The following is a 20051-nucleotide window of genomic DNA, read 5'->3' as shown; positions in this document are numbered from 1 at the left end:
TTTATGGTATGTTTAATTGCAAATCTATATAAGATTGTTCTTAAAAACTTACAAAAGGTTGTTGTAATTATCATAAAAAATGTAGAAAAATTAAATAAATTAACCTTTCTACATTTTTGCATTTAGCGAATATGTTGTTGAAGATTAATCATCTTCATTTTCTAATTCGTAAGGTTTAAACTCCCAAACATCATCAAAATAATAACTTCCACTTCTACCCATTAAAACGTATGCAGTAGATCCAAAAGAAAAAGCAGAAGCATCTTGTCTTGCTGTTCCTTCAAAATCAGGAATTTCATCCCAAGTATCTGTAGAAGGGTCGTAAGAATAAGTTGCAGAAGTTACTGCTCCATACACTCCTGTGCTTACATACCCTAAACCATCTAAAGAAAAAGCAACAGCAGAACTTACTAAAATTTCATAGTCATCATCATCATCATCGTCATCATCTAAATCTGTTAATCTTGTCCAGTTTGTACCATCAAATGAATAAAAATCTTCTTCGTAAGTACCATTATGAATTCCTAAACCTAAATAAGCAACATCGTTAATGGTAAATACAGAAGCGTTCTGACGCTTTTCTCCACCAAAACCAACAGATTGTTCCCAAGTATCAGTAGCTACATCGTATTTCCAAAAATCTTTTTGCTCACTACCATCATAACCAGTACCAATATAACCAGAATTACCAATTGCAAAACCAATTGCTCCATATCTTGCAGTACCTCCAAAATCTGCTTTTTGTTGCCAAGTATCTGTAGTAGAATCGTAAGCCCAAAAGTCTTTTAATTCATTATTACCATCATAACCAGTACCAATATAACCAGTTGTACCTATAGAAAAACCAACGGCTCCACTTCTTGGAGTTCCAGGAAAAGGAGCTCTTTGTATCCAGTAATCTCCTTCAGAATCGTACTCCCAGGTATCAGATAAATAATCATCTCCATCATAACCTGTTACCAAATATCCTTTATCTCCAATAGTAAAACTTACTGAGTTTGCTCTAGAATTTCCATCAAAAGTAGAACTTTCAACCCAGTTTCCATATTCATCATCATCATCATCATCACTACCACAGCCTATAAAAAATGTAGAGGTAAATAGAATTGCCATTATATAAAGGACAGCTCTTTTTTGTGTAAAAATTGTTTTTTTCATTCGTTTTAGTTTATTCATTTCAGTATTTATTGGCAAAACTAGAAGCATATAATTGGGTGTAACTATGAAATAGACAAACACGGGTATTTTATAGATGAACGTGTAAAACAAGTGTTAATTTTCTTAAAAGCTGTTAAATAAAGGGTTAAGAGGCGTTTTTTTGTAGTAAATCTATAAAAAAGGGCAGTTTATATATTTTGTGATTTTTTGTGATATTGTCTCTAATACTTTTGCTCTAAAAAGTAAAATGAGGTATTTAATTATAGGTTTTTTAAGTATTGTTTATCTAACATCTTGCACTGAAGATGGAACAACTTATGAAGTTGGTAGTGATTTTATTGATAATAATATACAGATTAGAGTTATAGATACGTTTACCGTAAAAACAGGAACTTTTAAACTAGATTCTTTACAAACAGCGGGTTCTGGTAGAATTCTGTTAGGGAGTTTAAAAGACAGCAATTTTGGTAATACAACTGCAAAATCTTACTTAGAATTGGTGGCGTCTACTTATGATATTAGCAATGATGCTATTTACGATTCTATTGGTATGATTTTAAATTATGATACCTATTATTATGGTGATACTACAAAAGTACAAACTTATAAATTGCACAGAATAACCGAAACTTTTGAGCCCGAAGACAGCGAAAATTTTTACAATAGTTCTTCTTTAGATTACGATACTGAAACTTTAGGCGAAACTACTTTTACGCCAAGACCAAACAGATCTACAGATTCTCTTTTTATTAAAATGGATGATGTTTTAGGTGAAGAGATTTTTGATAAAATTGTAGATAATGATATTAATAATTCTGATGATTTTCTGCAATATTTTAAAGGTTTAGCAATTGTACCAGATGCAACTGTAGATAGCCATATACTAGGTTTTGGGGTTAATCCATCTACCACTTCTACAGAAAAGAATTCGAGCATGCGACTTTATTATACAATTAAAGACGATGATAATGAAGATAATAGTTATTATGTAGATTTTTTAATATCGAGTGCAACACAACAATTTAATCAAATAGAAACAGATTTTTCTAGTTCTGTTTTAGGTGGTTTCGAAGATGTAGAAGAAATAAAATCTAGCGAAGATACCAACAATGCAACTTACATTCAAGCTGGTGTAGGTATAGCATCAAGAGTAGAAATACCATCAATAAAAAAACTTTTAGAATTTTCTAACGAAGCCACTTCATTAAGTGCCACCTTAACTTTTTCGCCATTATTGGGTAGTTATGATAGTGATAATCCATTACCAGAATCGTTGTTAGTTTACGTTGTAGATCATAAAAATAGATTTGTAAAACAACTGGCAGATATTAATGAAACTGCAGCTTATGCTTATTTAAATGACAATCAAGACGAGTTTAGCCAAAACACTTTTTATTCTGTTGATTTAAGCGGATATGTAGAAGAAATTTTACAAACAGAAAGCGATTTAAACTATGCGTTAATGTTCATTTACGAAAGTTACGATCAAAATGTAAGTAATCTAATTATAGAAGATAATCCTGCAACAGATAATCAGGTAAAATTAACCGTAAAATATTTAAACTATTAAGATGCAAAAAAATATATTATTAATAGTATTCATTGCTGCTACACATACTCTATTTGCTCAAAATAATGCCAATACACCATATTCTTTATTTGGTTTAGGAGTAGAAAATAAAATAGCAACAGGTGGTTTAACTGGTTTAGGAAACACAGGTATTGCACAATCAAATCCGTTTGAAATAAATATTTTTAACCCTGCAAATCTTGGTAATTTGCTAGAACAATCCTTTTTATATGAGTTTGGTTTAAATGGTACTTATTCAACCCTAAAAACAGATACTAAAACAGAAACAAGTAACAATGGTAATATTTCTCATATTGCTATTGCATTTCCAATTCGTAAAAGTTTAGGGATGAGCATAGGGCTTTTGCCTTATACGAAAACGGGATATAATATAGATATAGTAGGCCCTGTAGAAGGTTCTTTAGATACTTTTATTACAAGAATAACAGGAGTAGGAGGGTTAAATAAATTTTATATTGCTTCAGGTTTTCAACCGTTAAAAAACTTATCTGTTGGTGTAGATTTTTCTTTTCTTTTCGGATCAATAGAACAAGAAAGTCAAATTTCTACAGACGCTTATGTTTCAATTTTAGATCAAAATTATTACAATGGTGTAAAATTAAAAACAGGTTTTCAGTACAAATTACCGAGTATAAAAAATGTAGAAACTACTATTGGTGGTACTTTTGAGCTGCCTACTTCTTTGTCTGGTAAACAAACAAGAACTTCCACAAAAACAACAAGTACAGGTGCCCAAATTATTATTGAAGATGGTGTAGAAAATGATTTAGATAATTTTGAATTGCCAACAAGTTTTGGTTTAGGAATTACTTCTAAAATTAATAAAACGCTTACCACGAGTATCGATTATAGAAAATTATTATGGAATGATACCAATCAGCAAACGAATAACGAACGTTATACAGACGAATCTATTTATGCATTTGGTGTAGAGTTTTTGCCAAATAAAAACAAATACAATTATTGGTCTAACGTAAAATATAGACTTGGTTTAAATTACAATACTGGTTTTTTAAAAATATCGAATCAACAGATAGATAGTTATTTTATTTCGGCTGGTTTAGGCTTACCAATGAAAAAGAATAGTTTAAATAATTTTAATATTTCTTATTCTTATGGTAAAGAAGGTACTTTAGATAACAACTTAATTCAAGAAAATTTTCATAAAATAACACTGAATTTAAACTTTGTAGGCAGTTGGTTTAGCCAAAAAAGAATTGACTAGTACTGCAATTAAAAAATCTTTAAAGCGTAAAATTATAATCTTATTTTTACTTTTGTTGAAAATATTTTTCTTTGGATCATAAAAATCAACAATCAACTAATCTTAATAAATTTATAAGTTCTACCGGAATTTGTTCGCGTAGAGAAGCCGAAAAATTAATTGTAGAAGGTAGGGTTACCATCAACGGAAAACCGACACAATTAGGAAATCGTGTTTTTAAAAACGATGTAGTTAAGGTAGATGGTAGATTGTTAAAACCAAAACCAAAAACGCTTTATATTGCTTTAAACAAACCTATAGGTATTGTTTCTACAACAGATTCTAGAGAAAGAGACAATATTGTAAGACATATCAATCATCCAGAAAGATTATTTCCAATTGGACGTTTAGACAAACCTTCTGAAGGATTAATTTTTTTAACCAACGATGGTGATATTGTTAATAAAATTTTAAGAGCTGGTAATAATCACGAAAAAGAATATATTGTTTCTGTAGATAAAACAATTGATGATGATTTTATCAGAAAAATGAGCAATGGTATACCTATTTTAGGCACTGTTACCAAAAAGTGTAAAGTAGAAAAAGTATCAGAAAAGGTTTTTAAAATTATATTAGTTCAGGGTTTAAATCGTCAGATTAGAAGAATGTGCGAGTATTTGGGTTACGAAGTTACCAAGCTAAAACGCACAAGAATTATGAATGTAACCCTTGGCAATTTAAAGCAAGGAGATTGGCGAGAACTTACAGAAGAAGAACTTAAAGAAATTAATAAAATGATTGCTTCATCGTCTAAAACCGAAGAAGCTTCTGTGGTTAAAGAAAAGCCAAAAACTACAAAACCGAAAAGAAAATCAGCTCCTACAAAAAATGATTTTAATAGAAAAAGTGCTTCTTTTAGAAAATCATCACCAAAAAATAAAAAGAGAAATGCTGGTTCTTCATCAAAAAAGAAAAGAAGATTTTAAAATCTAATCTTTAAGAATGTTTTAATTTTTCAATTCTTAAATAGTCTTATCTTTGCCGACAATGAAATTCGATTTAAAACTTACAGACCCAAAAAGCAAAGCGAGAGCAGGTTCAATTACAACAGATCATGGAGTTATAGAAACTCCCATCTTTATGCCTGTAGGTACTGTAGGTACTGTAAAAGGCGTACATCAATCAGAACTTAAAACAGAAGTAAATCCAGATATTATTTTAGGAAATACCTATCATTTATATTTAAGACCTGGTTTAGATATTTTAGAGCAAGCAGGTGGTTTGCATAAATTTATGAATTGGGATAGAAATATTCTTACAGATTCTGGTGGTTATCAAGTCTACTCTTTGTCCGGAAGAAGAAAAATTAACGAAGAAGGTGTAAAATTTAAAAGTCATATAGATGGTTCTATGCACTTTTTTACGCCAGAAAATGTTATGGAAACCCAACGTACAATTGGTGCAGATATTATTATGGCGTTTGATGAATGTACTCCTTATCCTTGCGATTATAATTATGCAAAACGTTCTATGCACATGACACATAGATGGTTAGATAGATGTATAAACCACTTAGAAAAATTGCCATACAAATACGGTTTTGAGCAAACTTTTATGCCAATTGTTCAAGGTAGTACTTATAAAGATTTAAGAAGGCAATCTGCAGAATATATTGCAAACTCAAACCAAAAAGCCAACGCTATTGGAGGTCTTTCAGTAGGTGAACCTGCAGAAGAAATGTATGCGATGACAGAGGTTGTTACCGAAATTTTACCAGAAGATAAACCTCGTTATTTAATGGGGGTAGGTACACCCATAAATATTTTAGAAAATATTGCTTTGGGTATAGATATGTTCGATTGTGTAATGCCAACCAGAAATGCCAGAAATGGAATGCTATTTACAGCACATGGAACCATAAATATTAAAAATAAAAAGTGGGAAAATGATTTTACACCTATAGATGATATGGGTATTACAGGTGTAGATACTTATTATACAAAAGCTTATTTACGTCATTTATTTGCTGCTAAAGAAATGTTGGGAAAACAAATTGCTTCTATTCATAATTTAGGATTTTATGTTTGGCTAACTAGAGAAGCTAGAAAACATATTTTAGCTGGCGATTTTAGAGAATGGAAAGATAAAATGGTTGTGCAAATGGATAAAAGATTATAGTTAATAGTTTTTGGCTGATGGTTTTTTTAGTTGATAAAAATAAACCTGAAATTACAAACTACAAAGCACTTACAAAGGTTTGAAAATAATTGATTGGTACATATTAAAACGTTTTTTGGTAACTTTTTTGTTTACCTTACTTATTTTAATACCTATTGCAGTAGCCATAGATATTGCAGAAAAAATTGATAATTTTTTAGAGCATGCAGATTTAGGCTTTTATCAAATTGTAGATGAATATTATAAAAATTTTATCATCTATTACGCCAATACTTTTATGCCTTTGGCATTATTTATAGCTGTAATTTTATTTACTTCTAAACTATCTAACAACACCGAAATTATTGCAATAAATAATGCAAAAGTTTCGTTTACACGTTTTTTATATCCGTATTTTATTGGTGCTACTTTAATTACAGTATTGTCTTTGGTAATGAATCATTTTGTTGTTCCAAACAGTAGTTCTACCAGAAAACAGTTCGAAAAAGAATACATAAATAGCGATAGAAAAAAACACGAGTTCAAATACATTAACGATTTTAGTTTACAGCTAACAGATAGCACGTATATTTTTATCAGAAATTTTAATACAGAAAATAATAGGGGGTATGATTTTTCTTCTGAATTATATGATGGTATTGAGTTAAAAACCAAATTGTTTGCAGATAACATTAAATATTCTGAGAAAGATTCTTCATTTAGAATTCAAAATTGGCGATTAAGAAAAATTTATGAAGGTAGAGATAGTATTTATTCTGGTAATAAAATAGATACAGTGTTTAACTTTACACCTAGAGATTTAATATACAAATCAGCACTGTCTCAAGAAATGCCTTCAGACGAATTGTATAAATTTATAAAAGTCTCAGAAAAAAGAGGTGTTAAAAATTTAAATGCATATTTGGTAGAGTTTCATAAAAGAACCAGTTTACCATTGGCATCTTATATTTTAACTATCATAGCAGTAGCATTAGCCTTTAGAAAAAGAAGAGGAGGTACAGGAGTTAATTTAGCTATAGGTGTTGGTATGATGTTTATGTACGTATTTTTATTGAAAATTTCTGAAGTTTTAGGTGCAGTAGCAGGTGTAAATTCGCTTTTATATGTTTGGATGCCCAACTTCCTATTTGGATGTGTAGCTATATATCTTTACTTTAATGCAAGAAAGTAGATTAAAAAACTATTTGCTCTTACACCTCATTGTTTTTATCTGGGGTTTTACAGCCATTTTAGGAGCATTAATTACCATTGATGCAATTCCGTTAGTTTTCTTTAGAATGATATTAGCAGTTGCTTTTATTGCCATGTATTTTATTGTAAAAAAGAAATCTTTTAGGGTTGATAAAAAAGGATTAACCAAGTTTTTGTTTACAGGTATTATCATTGCTTTGCACTGGATTTTTTTCTTCAAAGCCATAAAAGTATCTAATGTTTCTGTGGCTCTAGTAACCATGAGTACAGCCGCTTTTTTTACATCGTTAATAGAACCCATTTTTTTTAAAAGAAAAGTAAAAGCCATTGAAATACTTTTAGGTGTATTGGTAATTTTAGGCCTTTACATTATTTTTAACTTTGAAAGCGCATATAAATTAGGGATAATTTACGCCTTAATTTCTTCGTTTTTAGGAGCTTTATTTTCTGTTTTAAATGGCTTATTTATAGAAACTTACGACGCCGATCGAATTTCTTTTTATCAATTGCTATCTGGTGCTGTCTTCGTAACTTTATATCTATTGGTAAATCATCAATTTTCGATATCTTTTTTCAATTTGCAGCAATCAGATTGGATTTACCTTTTTATACTAAGTAGTGTTTGTACTGCTTATGCATTTATAATTTCTGTTAAAGTGATGAAACATTTATCACCCTACACTGTAATTATCACTAATAATTTAGAACCTATTTATGCCATTGTTTTGGCCTTGTTTATTTTTGGTGATAAAGAAAAAATGAATCCTGAATTTTATTTTGGAGCAAGTTTAGTATTAGGAGTGGTTTTATTAAACGGTATTATTAAGAATAAATCAGCAATTAAACAAAAAGCCAAATTAAAGTTAAAGGCAAAAAAGTAAAATGAATTTGTTATAAAAGTAATTTTTATAGTATGTTTGTTAATCGAAATAGTATAATCAAAGTAACTACAAAATGGAATATTTAGATTTTGAAATGCCAATAAAAGAGCTTGAAGATCAGCTTCAAAAATGTCAGATTATTGGTGAAGAAAGCGATGTAGATGTTACAGCTACTTGTAAAAAAATTGAAAAGAAATTAGCTGCTGCTAAAAAAGATATTTATAAAAACTTAACGCCTTGGCAAAGAGTTCAATTATCTAGACATCCAAGCAGACCTTATACTTTAGATTATATCAATGCAATTTGTAGAGATACTTTTATGGAGTTGCATGGAGATAGAAATGTAAAAGATGATAAAGCCATGATTGGTGGTTTGGGTAAAATTGGCGATCAATCTTTTATGTTTATTGGTCAACAAAAAGGTTACAATACCAAAACTCGCCAGTATAGAAACTTTGGAATGGCAAATCCTGAAGGGTATAGAAAAGCCTTACGTTTAATGAAAATGGCAGAAAAATTCGGTATACCAGTGGTTACTCTTTTAGATACTCCAGGTGCTTATCCAGGTTTAGAAGCAGAAGAACGTGGACAAGGTGAAGCTATTGCCAGAAACATTTTAGAAATGACTCGTTTAAAAACACCAATTATTACAATAGTTATTGGTGAAGGTGCTTCTGGTGGAGCAGTGGGTATTGGAGTAGGAGATAGAGTATATATGATGGAAAATACTTGGTATACTGTTATTTCTCCAGAATCTTGTTCTTCTATTTTATGGCGTAGTTGGGAGTATAAAGAACAAGCTGCTGCTGCTTTAAAATTAACTGGTACTGATATGAAAAAGTTAAAGTTAATAGATGGAATTATAAAAGAACCAATTGGTGGTGCACACGCAGATAGAGAAGGAGCTTTTGCAAAAGTAAAAGAACAAATTGTCTTAGCTTTCGACGAATTAAAAGATTTATCAGAAACTGATTTGGTGATGCAAAGAATGGATAAATATGCAAATATGGGTGTATATAAAGAGTAAATCTAGTATTAACAATTAAAAAAAAAGCGAAATTCTAATTTGAATTTCGCTTTTTTTTATGTTTCCTCTAAGCTAGTCTTTAGTCGATGATTTTTCGACGACACTAAATTACGGCTTAACTACATTTGTCTATTTAATTCAGAGTAAAATGTGAAATTTGTTTTGTAATACTCTAATAGTTAGAGAATAATACTTAACTTTTAAATCCTGAGTAATGTTTAAAACTACCTTACAACAAATTTTCCTTTTCTTAGTAACAGCAGTATTAATCTACAAAACAGGTCAATATATGATAAAACTAAATGACATTAATTCATTTTTAGATTTTGGTATAATTGCTGTCTTTTTCTTTTCGTTTATTTTATTTATGAATTATTTTGTACGATTAGCAAACAAACTTTTTAGAGGGTTTAGCTTCTAAAAACAAAGTTTATTAAATACCCAAAGACGTAAATAAGGTTCTTAAACTAGGATCTGAAGGTCTAGGTGCATTAGCATCTACAATATTACCCTGTGGATCGATTAAGATAAATCTTGGTATTCCGTTAATTTGATAATCTCTTTGAAAAGTAAAATCTTGTCCAGACCATAATTGTACACCAGACATATTTCTTTTCTTAACAAAATCGCGCCATTTTTTTTCTGCAGCTTCCCAAGAACCACCACTTCTTCTAGATTCATCAGTAGAAATACTTACAAAAGTGATGTTTTTATTATGATACTCTTTCTCTAAATTTTGTAGATAAGGAATTTGTTGTATACAAGGTCCACACCAAGTTGCCCAAACATCAATATAAACGTATTTACCTTTAAAAGAACTTAAAGATTTTGTACCTCCTTTAATGTCTACATAATTTTCGAATGTTGGTGATGGTCTACCTTTAGCCATCATTTTATTTTGCGCGTATGCATTATCAAAATAAGTAACAATTTGTTGATTCTGTTGCTTCATAGAACTATATAAAGCACTATCAATATTGTTATAAGAGTTTAATATACTATCAAAATCAGCTTTAATTTTATCTACTTTTTTTCTGTATTCTTCTTGTTCTAAATCTAAAATTAACTGTGGATTCCCCATTTTTTGACTTCTTTCTATCTGAGCCAAAATAAAGTTACTGTTAGATGCGCCTTCGCCAGAAAATGTAATGCTTTTTAAAAAATCGTTTATATCGCTTTGTAAAGAAATATTAAATCCGTTTTTTAGGTAAATAGGAGCTCTATTGTTAGCGTTGGTAAGTATGGTATAAATTTCTCCTTTATCGTTTTTAAGTTTTAATGTGTCTTTAAAAGTACCATCAGCATTAATTTTTATTGTTTTAATAATACCTTTTCTGTCTGCAATAGAAAAAATAGAATCTATATTATTTTCTAATTTTCCTGATATTGTAAGATACTTTTTAGAGTGTTCTTGGCTACATGCCACCATAATTATTAAACCAAAAAGTATTGTGCTTAGTTTTTTCATTTTTTATTTTAAAATTAGATGCAAATATAAAACAATAAGAAACATAAATACTGTTAAAATAAATGATGTATTTCGTTAATATATTTAAGTTTAACGCCTAGATTTTATGCTAAAAAAAATCCTGATTATGTTATCAGCATTTTTTAAGTTTAATATTCAATTTTGTCTTGTTTTTCGCTCCATTTTTTAAAAGGCTCTAAGGCAATTTCTCTACCTATTTGCTCAAACTTGATGCTTCTTTTATCGTAAGGCAAAGGAATTTCTTTGTAGATAAATTCATCATCAAAACCAATATTTGCTGCATCTTTTTGGTTGCTACCATAATAAACTTTATCGGGTCTTGCCCAATAAATTGCACCTAAACACATGGGGCAAGGCTCGCAAGAAGTATAAATTATACAACCATCTAACTGAAAAGAGCCTAGTTTTTTGCAAGCATCTCTTATGGCAGTAACTTCTGCATGTGCAGTTGGATCATTAGTTGAGGTAACTTTGTTATTACCATAACCAACAATTTTATCATCTTTAACAACAATACATCCAAAAGGGCCACCTTCATTATTTTGCATTCCTTTTAAAGCTGCTTTTACAGCTTCACTCATAAATTCTTCGTGTTTGTTCATCTTCATTATCTAAAATTATGATTTTATTTTTAAAGCCAAAAAAAAGCTGCATTATAATGCAGCTTTTAATATTTGGTAAAATTAATACTTTTATTTTAAACTACCAGTCATAGCAGCAGGTTTAACCCACTCATCATATTGTTCTGAAGTTACATAACCCAAACGTACAGCTTCTTCTTTTAAAGTTGTTCCATTTGCGTGAGCTGTGTTTGCAATTTCTGCAGCTTTATAGTATCCTATTTTAGTATTTAATGCTGTAACCAACATTAAAGAATTGTTTACTAATTCTGTAATTCTTGAGTGATTTGGTTCTATACCAGCAGCACAATTTACATCAAAAGAAACACAAGCATCTCCAATTAATTGAGCAGATTGTAACACATTTGCAGCCATCATTGGTTTAAAAACGTTTAACTCATAATGTCCTTGAGTTCCACCTACAGTAACAGCAACATCATTTCCCATAACTTGTGCGCAAACCATTGTCATAGCTTCGCATTGTGTTGGGTTTACTTTACCTGGCATAATAGAAGAACCTGGCTCGTTTGCAGGTATAATAATTTCTCCAATTCCAGATCTTGGTCCTGAAGCCATTAAACGAATATCGTTGGCAATTTTATTTAAAGAAACAGCAACTTGCTTTAAAGCTCCATGTGTTTCTACTAAAGCATCGTGTGCAGCTAAAGCTTCGAATTTATTTTCTGCAGTTACAAAAGGTAATTCTGTAAATTCTGCAATATATTTTGCTACTAAAACATCATAACCAGCAGGGGTATTTAAACCTGTACCAACAGCTGTACCTCCTAAAGCTAATTGTGATAAATGTTCTAATGTATTATTTAATGCTTTTAAACCAAAGTTTAATTGGGCAACATAACCCGAAAATTCTTGACCTAATGTTAGAGGAGTAGCATCCATTAAATGCGTTCTACCAATTTTTACAACATCTTTAAAAGCTTCTGATTTAGCTTGTAAAGTATCTCTAAGTTGCGTAATTCCAGGAATTGTAGTTTCTACAATTTTTTTATAAGCAGCAATGTGCATTCCTGTTGGAAAAGTATCGTTAGAAGATTGCGACTTGTTTACATCGTCATTGGGTTGAATGGTTTTATCACCTTCACCAATAACTTTACCAGCAATTTCATGAGCTCTGTTTGCAATAACTTCGTTCACATTCATGTTAGATTGTGTACCAGAACCCGTTTGCCAAATTACTAACGGAAATTGATCATCGTGTTTACCTTCTAAAATTTCATCACAAACCTGAGCAATTAAATCTCTTTTTTCTGAGGATAAAACACCAAGTTCTGTATTTGTATAAGCTGCCGCTTTTTTAAGATATGCAAAACCATAAACAACCTCTAAAGGCATTGATGCAGCAGGACCAATTTTAAAGTTATTTCTAGAACGTTCAGTTTGTGCTCCCCAATATTTATCTGCAGGAACATTTACTTTACCCATGGTATCTTTTTCTACTCTATATTTTGTCATTTTAAATGTAATTTATGATGAAACAAATTTACAAAAAACAATTAGCTCCTTTACTTGATAAATATCATTTTTAGATTGTAAAAAAAAATATTTTTTTAATATGAAATTTTAAAAATTAGTATTATTTTTGATGAATTAAAATTTCAAAGTATACCAATGTTAGATTTTTCAGAATTTTCAGGATTAGTTTTATTTATGTTCATTTTTACAGCTGGTTTTTGGTTGTTAATATTTTTATTGACATTCGTGGTTCCTTACTGGATTGGAGGTACTATTTGGGAAAACATGAAATTAAAAAAAGAAGCTAAAAAAGCTGCTGAAGGTAAGTAGTTCTTATACAACATATATATTTTAAAAAAATGCTCGCAATTTGCGGGCATTTTTTTGTGCTAAATTTAAATTTGTAAATACAATTAAATTTTTTTAAAAATAAAATAGATTATAGTACTTCTAAATTTTTATCAAAAAAAAGAGCTTACTTTTTTATTCGTAAACTCTTTTTTAAATTTTATGTTGATGAAAATAGTCTATCCTTCAAATTCTTCTCCACCCATTTCTTCTCTGTTACCACCTCTTTCATTTTTCTTCTTCTGATTGAATCTGTAAACAAAGCTAACTGTAACTTGACGTTCTCTCCACTGAAACTCACTATACTGCTCAAAAACATCTGCAACTGTAGTTGTACTTTGTCTTCTTCGTCCGTTAAAAACATCGCTAACGTTTAAACTTAAAGAAGCTTTTTCGTTCCATAAATCTTTACTTGCTGCAATATTCATGGTAAAAATGCCATCGCTAGTAGATTGTGCATCTTGTGAAGCACCTCTATAATTAGAATTAATTTGTAAATCTGTTTTACCTGGTAGAGTTACTTTTTGATTTAATCTTATAAAAAAGGCAGTGTTTTCAAAATCAAAATTTTGAGTTGCATTTGTAGTTGGGTTGGTGTAATCTCCATCCGTAGTTACGTTATATAAGTTAAAATCACTATTTATATTCCAAATTTTAAACGGTTTGTAATTTAAAGTAAATTCAAAACCAACTCTTTCTTCTAAAGATAAATTTATAGGGAACCTTCTAATTACAGGGTCTCCATTATCTGTAAAATCACCTGTGTTTTCTTGAATTCTTTCCCAGTTGTCATTACTTCTGTTGTAATAGATAGAAGTACTTAAGGTAAATTTTTCCCATCTTTTTAAATAACCTAAATCAAAAGCATCTGTAATTACAGGGTTTAAATCTACATTACCACTGTAAATATTGCTTTCGCTAGAACGACTTGGAAAAGGATTTAAACTTCTTCCTCTTGGTCTTCTAATTCTTCTGTTGTATCCGATTGTCATACTTTCTCCGCCTTCAAATTCTAAACCTAAATTTAGAGTTGGGAAAAAATTATCGTAGCTTTTTTTACTGGTTTCACTACTCGTTTCTTGTTCTATTTCTACAGAAGTGTTTTCGTAACGTAAACCAGCTAATAAAGAAATTTTATTAAACTTTTTTCCATATTGAAAGTAAGCAGCGTTTACAAATTCTTTATAACCAAAGGTGTTATTTAAGCCTGCATCTGGTACTAAAGGTCCATCAGGAAAAACTTGTCTTTCTGCTAAATAAAATTGATTAGAAATATCTCTATAATTACCTCTATAACCAGCTTCGTATTGTGCAGTTTCTCCTAAAGGATGAACATAATCTGCTTGTAAAAGAAAACGATCTTCATCTTGATCTTCTATTACTTGCTCTAAATCATTTAACAAGTTAGTTTGTGTATCTACTTCTGTAATATTATTTAAAATATCTTCTACTTCTGTAGAGTATTGCGTGTTAATAGAAAGTTTTCTTCCATTACCATCAAAATTATTTACATAATCTAAAGTGTATTGAATTCTTTCTTCATCTTCACCTTCATTTTCAGTTCTAAAAGTTGCTTCGTTGATACTTCCATCAGCATCGTATCTTATAATTTCGTTGGTATTTACATCATCATCATTACCAGAACTATAAATAAAATTACCAATGATACTAGAATTTTTTGAGATATAATACTCTGCACCAAAACTTGTAAAAATAGATCTACCTAGTCTACCAAAATTTCTTTGTTCATTTACTCTTGCATTTGGTGCTGTGTCTACTAAATACTCAGTATCACTTAATGCGTTACCAGGAGTTTCGTTATACCTAAAACCAGTATTAGAAAATAAGTTCCATTTTTCAGTTCTCCAGTTTGCATTAAAAGCAGTACCCGCTCTTTCTGGGTAACCTAAATCTAATTGTAAAGAACCATTAAAACCAGTTAGTTTATTTTTTCTTAAGATGATATTTAAAATTCCTGCTGTTCCTTCAGCATCATATCTAGCAGAAGGTGAAGTAATAACTTCTACTTTTTCAATGGCTTCTGCAGGAATTTGTCTTAATGCATCTGCACCATCTAAACCTACTAAAGCACTTGGCCTGCCATCAATTAAAATGGTAACATTCTCATTACCTCTTAAACTTACAGCACCTTCTACATCAACTTGAACAGAAGGTACATTGCCTAAAACATCACTTGCATTTCCTCCACGAATTGATAAATCTTTACCAATATTAAATACTTTTTTGTCTAAACGAATGTCTACAGTTGTTTTTTCTGCAATAATTACAACTTCGTCTAAAGAACTTAGGTCTTCAGAAAGTTTTATGGTACCTAAATTTAAGTTTTTTGTAATTTCTTGTGCTGGGTAATTCTTAGATTTAAAAGAAATAAATTCTATACTTATTACGTAATTTCCTTTAGGAGTTTTTACGTTAAAATTACCATCTATATCCGTAATTCCACCAGATATTTTATTGGTTTTGGTGTTTTTTACAATAATAGTTGCGTATTCTAAAGGTTGATTAGAGTTTGAATCTACAACTTTACCAGTAATAGAAACTTCGTTAGAAGTTGTTGTTTTTTGCGAAAATAGAATTGCTGATGTTAATAAACAGCTAAACAGAATAATTTTTTTAATCAAGACTAGTTGGTTTTTTTTGTTTAGACTGCAAAGTTCTATTTAAGTTTAGTTTATATTAGTTAAAAAAAAGTTAAACAAGTTTTTGAAAAAGTTAAGCTTTATAGAACAGTGGTTATTGCTTCTATTGGTCTACCAATTACAGCTTTGTTTTTATTGATAATTATAGGGCGTTCTATTAATTTTGGATTTTCTACCATAGCTTTTATAATTGCTACATCAGACAATTCTTTGCCTTTATAATTTTCTTTCCAGATTTTCTCGGTTTTACGAACCAATTGAATAGGAGTAATCCCTAATAAATTGATGATTTCTGTTAACTCAGCTTCACTTGGTACAGTTTCTAAATATTTAATAATCTCGAAATCTTTACCTGAGTTTTCTAATAATTGTAATCCTTCTCTAGATTTTCTACATCTTGGATTGTGGTATATTTTTATCATGTTTTTTTTAAGTTTCAAAGTTTCAAAGTTTCAAGGTTGGAAGTGGACTAAACTAGTATTGAAAATAATTTTCAATTTTGCTAACAATTAATCACTTTTCTGTCCATTTAGCATTAAATAAGCTTTTAAAAAGGAATTGATATTGCCATCCATAACAGCATCTACATTACCAGTTTCGTGCGCAGTTCTTACATCTTTTACTAATTTATAAGGATGCATTACATAGTTTCTAATTTGGCTTCCCCATTCATTTTTCATTTTATTCGCTTCAATATCATCTCTGGCAGCTTGTTGTTTTTGCAATTCAATTTCGTACAATTGCGACTTTAACATTTGCATTGCAGTTGCTCTATTATCGTGTTGCGAACGTGAATTAGAACATGAAATCTGAATTCCTGATGGTTTATGTGTTAACTGAACTTTAGTTTCAACTTTATTTACATTTTGACCTCCAGCACCACTAGATCTTGCAGTTGTAATTTCTATATCTGCAGGATTTATATCAATTTCAATAGAATCATCAGCAACAGGATACACATAAACAGAAGCAAAACTTGTATGACGTTTTGCATTAGAATCGAAAGGAGAAATACGCACTAATCTGTGTACACCATTTTCGCCTTTTAGCCAACCAAAAGCATAATCGCCAGTAACTTCTACAGTAACTGTTTTTATTCCTGCAGCATCTCCTGCTTGGTAATTGAGTGTTTTTAATTTAAAGCCTTGTTTTTCAGACCACATTGTGTACATTCTAAATAGCATTTCTGCCCAATCACAAGATTCTGTTCCACCTGCACCTGCTGTAATTTGTATTACCGCTGATAAAGAATCGCCTTCATCAGAAAGCATATTTTTAAATTCAATATCTTCTAAAAAATTGCTTACTTTTTCAAATTGTTCAATTACTTCACTTTCTTCAACTTCACCTTCTTTATAAAATTCATAAAGTACATTTACGTCTTCATTTAAAGTAATGGCTTTGTTGTAATCTTCTACCCATTTCTTTTTAAAACGCAATTCTTTCATAACAACTTCTGCAGCTTTTGGGTCGTTCCAAAAATCTGGATTTGCTGTTTTTTCTTCTTCATTCGTTATTTCTATGAGTTTTTTATCAATCTCTAAATAAGATTTTAATTTCTCAATTCTTGTTGCAATATCTTTAAGTTGGTCTTGTGTAATCATAAATTTTGTTTTGCTACGTACATCATCAATAAAAATAATGAGTAAAAAGTAGCTAATTTTTATACAGTGTAGCTTGTATAAATTCGAAAAACAAAAATAAATGAAATTTTAAGATTTTAGGTTTTTAAAGCTAATACTTATTTTATAGATTTATAAAAATTAATTTTACAATGAAAAAATCACTACTTCTATTACTTTTCTTATCGCTTTATTTTAATGGATTTTCGCAATTTTTTACAGAGAAATCTGGTAAAAATCTTAAAAAAGGAATTACAAAATACGAGGGCTATTTTACTTTTTATTATGATGAAAATCTGGATAAAATCTTTTTACAAATAGATAAGTTAAATCAAGAATTTCTCTATGTGCGTTCGCTTTCTGAAGGTTTAGGTTCTAATGATATTGGTTTAGATAGAGGACAATTAGGAGGTGGAGTAGTTGTTCATTTTAAAAAAGCGGGTAATAAAATTTTAATGGTACAACCAAATTTAGATTTTAGAGCCATTACAGATAATAAAGAAGAAAAAAACTCAGTAAGAGAAGCTTTTGCAAAATCAGTTTTACACGGATTTGTAGTTAAAGAAACTAAAAATGATATGTATTTAGTAGATGCAACTTCTTTTTTTATGAGAGATGCTCATGGAGTTGCTGCAAGATTGGCAAGAAGCAAAGAAGGAAATTACAGTTTAGACAAAAGCAGAAGTGCTTTTAATTTAGAAAGAACCAAAGCGTTTCCTAAAAATGTTGAGTTCGATATTCTATTAACTTTTAAAGGAACTCCTAAAGGAAGAAATATAAGAAGTGTTGTACCAGATGCGAGTGCTGTAACTGTAAATCAGCATCATTCTTTTGTAGAATTGCCAGACAATAAATACAAACCAAGAAAATATGATCCACGTTCAGGTTCTTGGCAAATGAGTTATTTAGATTATTCTACACCCGTAAATGAATCGATTACAAAGCGTTTTATTTACAGACATCGTTTAGAAAAAAAGAATCCAGAAGCTGCAATTTCTGAACCAGTAGAACCTATAATTTATTATTTAGATAGAGGTACTCCAGAACCAGTAAGATCTGCACTGCTAGATGGTGGTCGTTGGTGGAATCAAGCTTTTGAAGCTGCAGGTTATAAAAATGCTTTTCAATTTAAAATGTTGCCAGAAGGTGCAGATATGTTAGATGTACGTTATAATGTTGTGCAATGGGTACACAGATCTACAAGAGGTTGGAGTTATGGTTCTAATATTTCTGATCCAAGAACTGGAGAAATTATTAAAGGACATGTAAGTTTGGGAAGTTTAAGAATTCGTCAAGATTATTTAATTGCGCAAGCTTTACAAGCTCCTTTTAAAAATAAAACGGCTGATGATGATTTTGCAATGCAAATGGCAATTGCTAGAATCAGACAATTGTCTGCACACGAAATAGGTCATACTCTTGGCTTTAGTCATAATTTTGCGGCAAGTACCAATGGTAGAACTTCTGTGATGGATTATCCACATCCGAAGTTTACTTTAAAAAATGGTAAAATAGATTTTTCTAATGCTTATGATGATAAAATTGGTGCTTGGGATAAAGTTACTGTTGCCTATTCGTATCAAGATTTTCCTAAAGGCACCAATGAAAGTGAAGCACTAGATAAAATTTTAAGAGATGCTTATGCAAAAGGTTTAAAATATTTATCAGATTCTGATGCAAGACCTCAAGGAAGTGCAAGTGCAACAGCTCATTTATGGGATAATGGAGGTAATATTTACGACGAATTAAACCATCTTTTAAAAGTGAGAAAAACAGCAATTTCTAATTTTTCTACAGATAATATAAAATCAGGTCAGCCTTATTCTGTTTTAGAAGATGTGTTTGTGCCTTTGTACTTTTTACATCGTTTTCAAACAGAAGCAACCACCAAATTAATTGGAGGTTTAGACTATAGTTATGCTGTTAAAGGTGGTAACCAAACAGTGGTAAAAAGAGTTTCTGGAGATGTAGAAAGAAAAGCTTTAAATGCCATTTTAAAAACGATTTCTGTGGATGAAATTGCGATTCCTAAAGAAAAATTAGTATTATTTCCACCAAGAGCAATAGGTTATTACAGGTCTAGAGAATCTTTTAAAAGTAAGTTAGGTGTTGCTTTTGATGCTTTTTCTGCAGTAGAAACTGCTTCTGAAATGACCTTGAATTTGCTATTAAATCCGCAAAGAATGTCTCGATTAATAGCGCATAAAAGTTTGGATAAAAATCAATTGGGATTAGATGAATTAATTGATGATTTAACTGATGTATCCATCAAAAAAACACACAAAGATACTTATCATCAAGAATTGCAAAACGTAATTAATACTAAAGTTTTAGAGCAATTGTTTTATTTAGGTGCTTATAAAAATCAGTACAAACAAGTAAATGCTATTGTTTTATACAAGTTAGATGAAATAAAAACGTATTTAAAAAATAAAAATGCTTCAGGAATTCAGAAAATTTATGATGCTGCATTAGTAAAAATGATTGATGGTTATCTAAAAAATCCGACTTCGTTTAAAAAAATAGCGGCTCCAAAAATTCCTGATGGATCGCCTATTGGTAGTGATATGCATTAAAAACAGTTTTTTTAAAACATACGAAACACAAAG

General features: G+C 30.2%; 16 protein-coding genes. 9 read left to right on the top strand and 7 right to left on the bottom strand.

The window, feature by feature from the left end; genetic code table 11:
- Positions 1 to 144: 144 nt before the first annotated feature.
- Complete coding sequence (locus tag ACWYN7_RS08055) at positions 145 to 1158, bottom strand: Kelch repeat-containing protein (protein ID WP_462859415.1); 1014 nt, start codon at positions 1156 to 1158, stop codon at positions 145 to 147.
- A gap of 247 nt (positions 1159 to 1405) precedes the next feature.
- Between ACWYN7_RS08055 and ACWYN7_RS08050 the strand changes: the two genes are divergently transcribed.
- The 7 genes from ACWYN7_RS08050 (at position 1406) to ACWYN7_RS08020 (ending at position 9230) form a co-directional block, all read left to right on the top strand.
- Positions 1406 to 2728: a DUF4270 family protein gene (locus ACWYN7_RS08050; protein ID WP_462859414.1), complete on the top strand. Its 1323-nt coding sequence runs from the start codon at positions 1406 to 1408 to the stop codon at positions 2726 to 2728.
- A 1-nt stretch (position 2729) separates the two neighbouring features.
- The gene (locus ACWYN7_RS08045; RefSeq protein ID WP_462859413.1) at positions 2730 to 3974 is read left to right on the top strand and encodes a hypothetical protein; all 1245 of its coding nucleotides are present in this window, start codon (positions 2730 to 2732) and stop codon (positions 3972 to 3974) included.
- A 71-nt stretch (positions 3975 to 4045) separates the two neighbouring features.
- Positions 4046 to 4939: a 23S rRNA pseudouridine(2604) synthase RluF gene (gene rluF / locus ACWYN7_RS08040; RefSeq protein ID WP_462859412.1), complete on the top strand. Its 894-nt coding sequence runs from the start codon at positions 4046 to 4048 to the stop codon at positions 4937 to 4939.
- A 61-nt stretch (positions 4940 to 5000) separates the two neighbouring features.
- On the top strand, positions 5001 to 6131 hold the full coding sequence (gene tgt / locus ACWYN7_RS08035; RefSeq protein ID WP_462859411.1) for a tRNA guanosine(34) transglycosylase Tgt: 1131 nt from the start codon (positions 5001 to 5003) through the stop codon (positions 6129 to 6131).
- A gap of 79 nt (positions 6132 to 6210) precedes the next feature.
- Entirely contained in the window at positions 6211 to 7302 is a 1092-nt protein-coding gene (locus tag ACWYN7_RS08030) for an LptF/LptG family permease (protein ID WP_462859410.1), read from the top strand.
- A complete protein-coding gene (locus ACWYN7_RS08025) occupies positions 7289 to 8203 on the top strand; it encodes a DMT family transporter (protein WP_462859409.1) in 915 nt (304 codons plus the stop codon). Before ACWYN7_RS08030 ends, ACWYN7_RS08025 begins: the two co-directional genes overlap by 14 nt.
- Positions 8204 to 8276: 73 nt before the next feature.
- Positions 8277 to 9230, top strand: coding sequence for an acetyl-CoA carboxylase carboxyltransferase subunit alpha (locus ACWYN7_RS08020; RefSeq protein ID WP_462859408.1), 954 nt, complete (start codon positions 8277 to 8279; stop codon positions 9228 to 9230).
- 433 nt (positions 9231 to 9663) lie between these two features.
- Here ACWYN7_RS08020 and ACWYN7_RS08015 read toward each other — a convergent pair whose 3' ends face one another.
- The 3 genes from ACWYN7_RS08015 to fumC all read right to left on the bottom strand — a co-directional run bounded on the left by ACWYN7_RS08015 (position 9664) and on the right by fumC (position 12812).
- Positions 9664 to 10698, bottom strand: coding sequence for a TlpA family protein disulfide reductase (locus ACWYN7_RS08015; protein WP_462859407.1), 1035 nt, complete (start codon positions 10696 to 10698; stop codon positions 9664 to 9666).
- A 149-nt stretch (positions 10699 to 10847) separates the two neighbouring features.
- Positions 10848 to 11321: a nucleoside deaminase gene (locus ACWYN7_RS08010; protein ID WP_462859406.1), complete on the bottom strand. Its 474-nt coding sequence runs from the start codon at positions 11319 to 11321 to the stop codon at positions 10848 to 10850.
- Positions 11322 to 11411: 90 nt separating this feature from the next.
- Complete coding sequence (fumC, locus tag ACWYN7_RS08005; protein ID WP_462859405.1) at positions 11412 to 12812, bottom strand: class II fumarate hydratase; 1401 nt, start codon at positions 12810 to 12812, stop codon at positions 11412 to 11414.
- A 156-nt stretch (positions 12813 to 12968) separates the two neighbouring features.
- On the opposite strand from fumC, the gene ACWYN7_RS08000 reads away from it, so the two are divergent.
- A complete protein-coding gene (locus ACWYN7_RS08000) occupies positions 12969 to 13142 on the top strand; it encodes a hypothetical protein (RefSeq protein WP_165733463.1) in 174 nt (57 codons plus the stop codon).
- 197 nt (positions 13143 to 13339) lie between these two features.
- Here the strand turns inward: ACWYN7_RS08000 and ACWYN7_RS07995 are convergent, their stop codons facing one another.
- The 3 genes from ACWYN7_RS07995 to prfB form a co-directional block, all read right to left on the bottom strand.
- Positions 13340 to 15802: an outer membrane beta-barrel protein gene (locus tag ACWYN7_RS07995; RefSeq protein ID WP_462859404.1), complete on the bottom strand. Its 2463-nt coding sequence runs from the start codon at positions 15800 to 15802 to the stop codon at positions 13340 to 13342.
- Between the two features lie 98 nt (positions 15803 to 15900).
- Positions 15901 to 16242, bottom strand: coding sequence for an arsenate reductase (glutaredoxin) (gene arsC / locus ACWYN7_RS07990; RefSeq protein WP_462859403.1), 342 nt, complete (start codon positions 16240 to 16242; stop codon positions 15901 to 15903).
- An 87-nt stretch (positions 16243 to 16329) separates the two neighbouring features.
- A complete protein-coding gene (gene prfB, locus ACWYN7_RS07985) occupies positions 16330 to 17424 on the bottom strand; it encodes a peptide chain release factor 2 (protein ID WP_462859402.1) in 1095 nt (364 codons plus the stop codon).
- Positions 17425 to 17594: 170 nt separating this feature from the next.
- On the opposite strand from prfB, the gene ACWYN7_RS07980 reads away from it, so the two are divergent.
- Positions 17595 to 20018: a zinc-dependent metalloprotease gene (locus ACWYN7_RS07980; protein ID WP_462859401.1), complete on the top strand. Its 2424-nt coding sequence runs from the start codon at positions 17595 to 17597 to the stop codon at positions 20016 to 20018.
- Positions 20019 to 20051: the final 33 nt, after the last annotated feature.

It is taken from the genome of Polaribacter sp. M10, assembly GCF_054968445.1.
Note: the sequence above shows the minus strand (reverse complement) of the source record. Positions and strands in the feature narration are given on the sequence as shown.

What these genes read in the sequence shown, in the direction of transcription:
- ACWYN7_RS08050 (WP_462859414.1), top strand. Translation starts at nt 1,406, where the DNA reads ATGAGGTATTTAATTATAGGTTTTTTAAGTATTGTTTATCTAACATCT.
- ACWYN7_RS08010 (WP_462859406.1), bottom strand. Translation starts at nt 11,321, where the DNA reads ATGAACAAACACGAAGAATTTATGAGTGAAGCTGTAAAAGCAGCTTTA.
- ACWYN7_RS08020 (WP_462859408.1), top strand. Translation starts at nt 8,277, where the DNA reads ATGGAATATTTAGATTTTGAAATGCCAATAAAAGAGCTTGAAGATCAG.
- ACWYN7_RS07980 (WP_462859401.1), top strand. Translation starts at nt 17,595, where the DNA reads ATGAAAAAATCACTACTTCTATTACTTTTCTTATCGCTTTATTTTAAT.
- tgt (WP_462859411.1), top strand. Translation starts at nt 5,001, where the DNA reads ATGAAATTCGATTTAAAACTTACAGACCCAAAAAGCAAAGCGAGAGCA.
- ACWYN7_RS08045 (WP_462859413.1), top strand. Translation starts at nt 2,730, where the DNA reads ATGCAAAAAAATATATTATTAATAGTATTCATTGCTGCTACACATACT.
- prfB (WP_462859402.1), bottom strand. Translation starts at nt 17,424, where the DNA reads ATGATTACACAAGACCAACTTAAAGATATTGCAACAAGAATTGAGAAA.
- ACWYN7_RS08015 (WP_462859407.1), bottom strand. Translation starts at nt 10,698, where the DNA reads ATGAAAAAACTAAGCACAATACTTTTTGGTTTAATAATTATGGTGGCA.
- arsC (WP_462859403.1), bottom strand. Translation starts at nt 16,242, where the DNA reads ATGATAAAAATATACCACAATCCAAGATGTAGAAAATCTAGAGAAGGA.
- fumC (WP_462859405.1), bottom strand. Translation starts at nt 12,812, where the DNA reads ATGACAAAATATAGAGTAGAAAAAGATACCATGGGTAAAGTAAATGTT.
- ACWYN7_RS08025 (WP_462859409.1), top strand. Translation starts at nt 7,289, where the DNA reads ATGCAAGAAAGTAGATTAAAAAACTATTTGCTCTTACACCTCATTGTT.
- ACWYN7_RS08000 (WP_165733463.1), top strand. Translation starts at nt 12,969, where the DNA reads ATGTTAGATTTTTCAGAATTTTCAGGATTAGTTTTATTTATGTTCATT.
- ACWYN7_RS08055 (WP_462859415.1), bottom strand. Translation starts at nt 1,158, where the DNA reads ATGAAAAAAACAATTTTTACACAAAAAAGAGCTGTCCTTTATATAATG.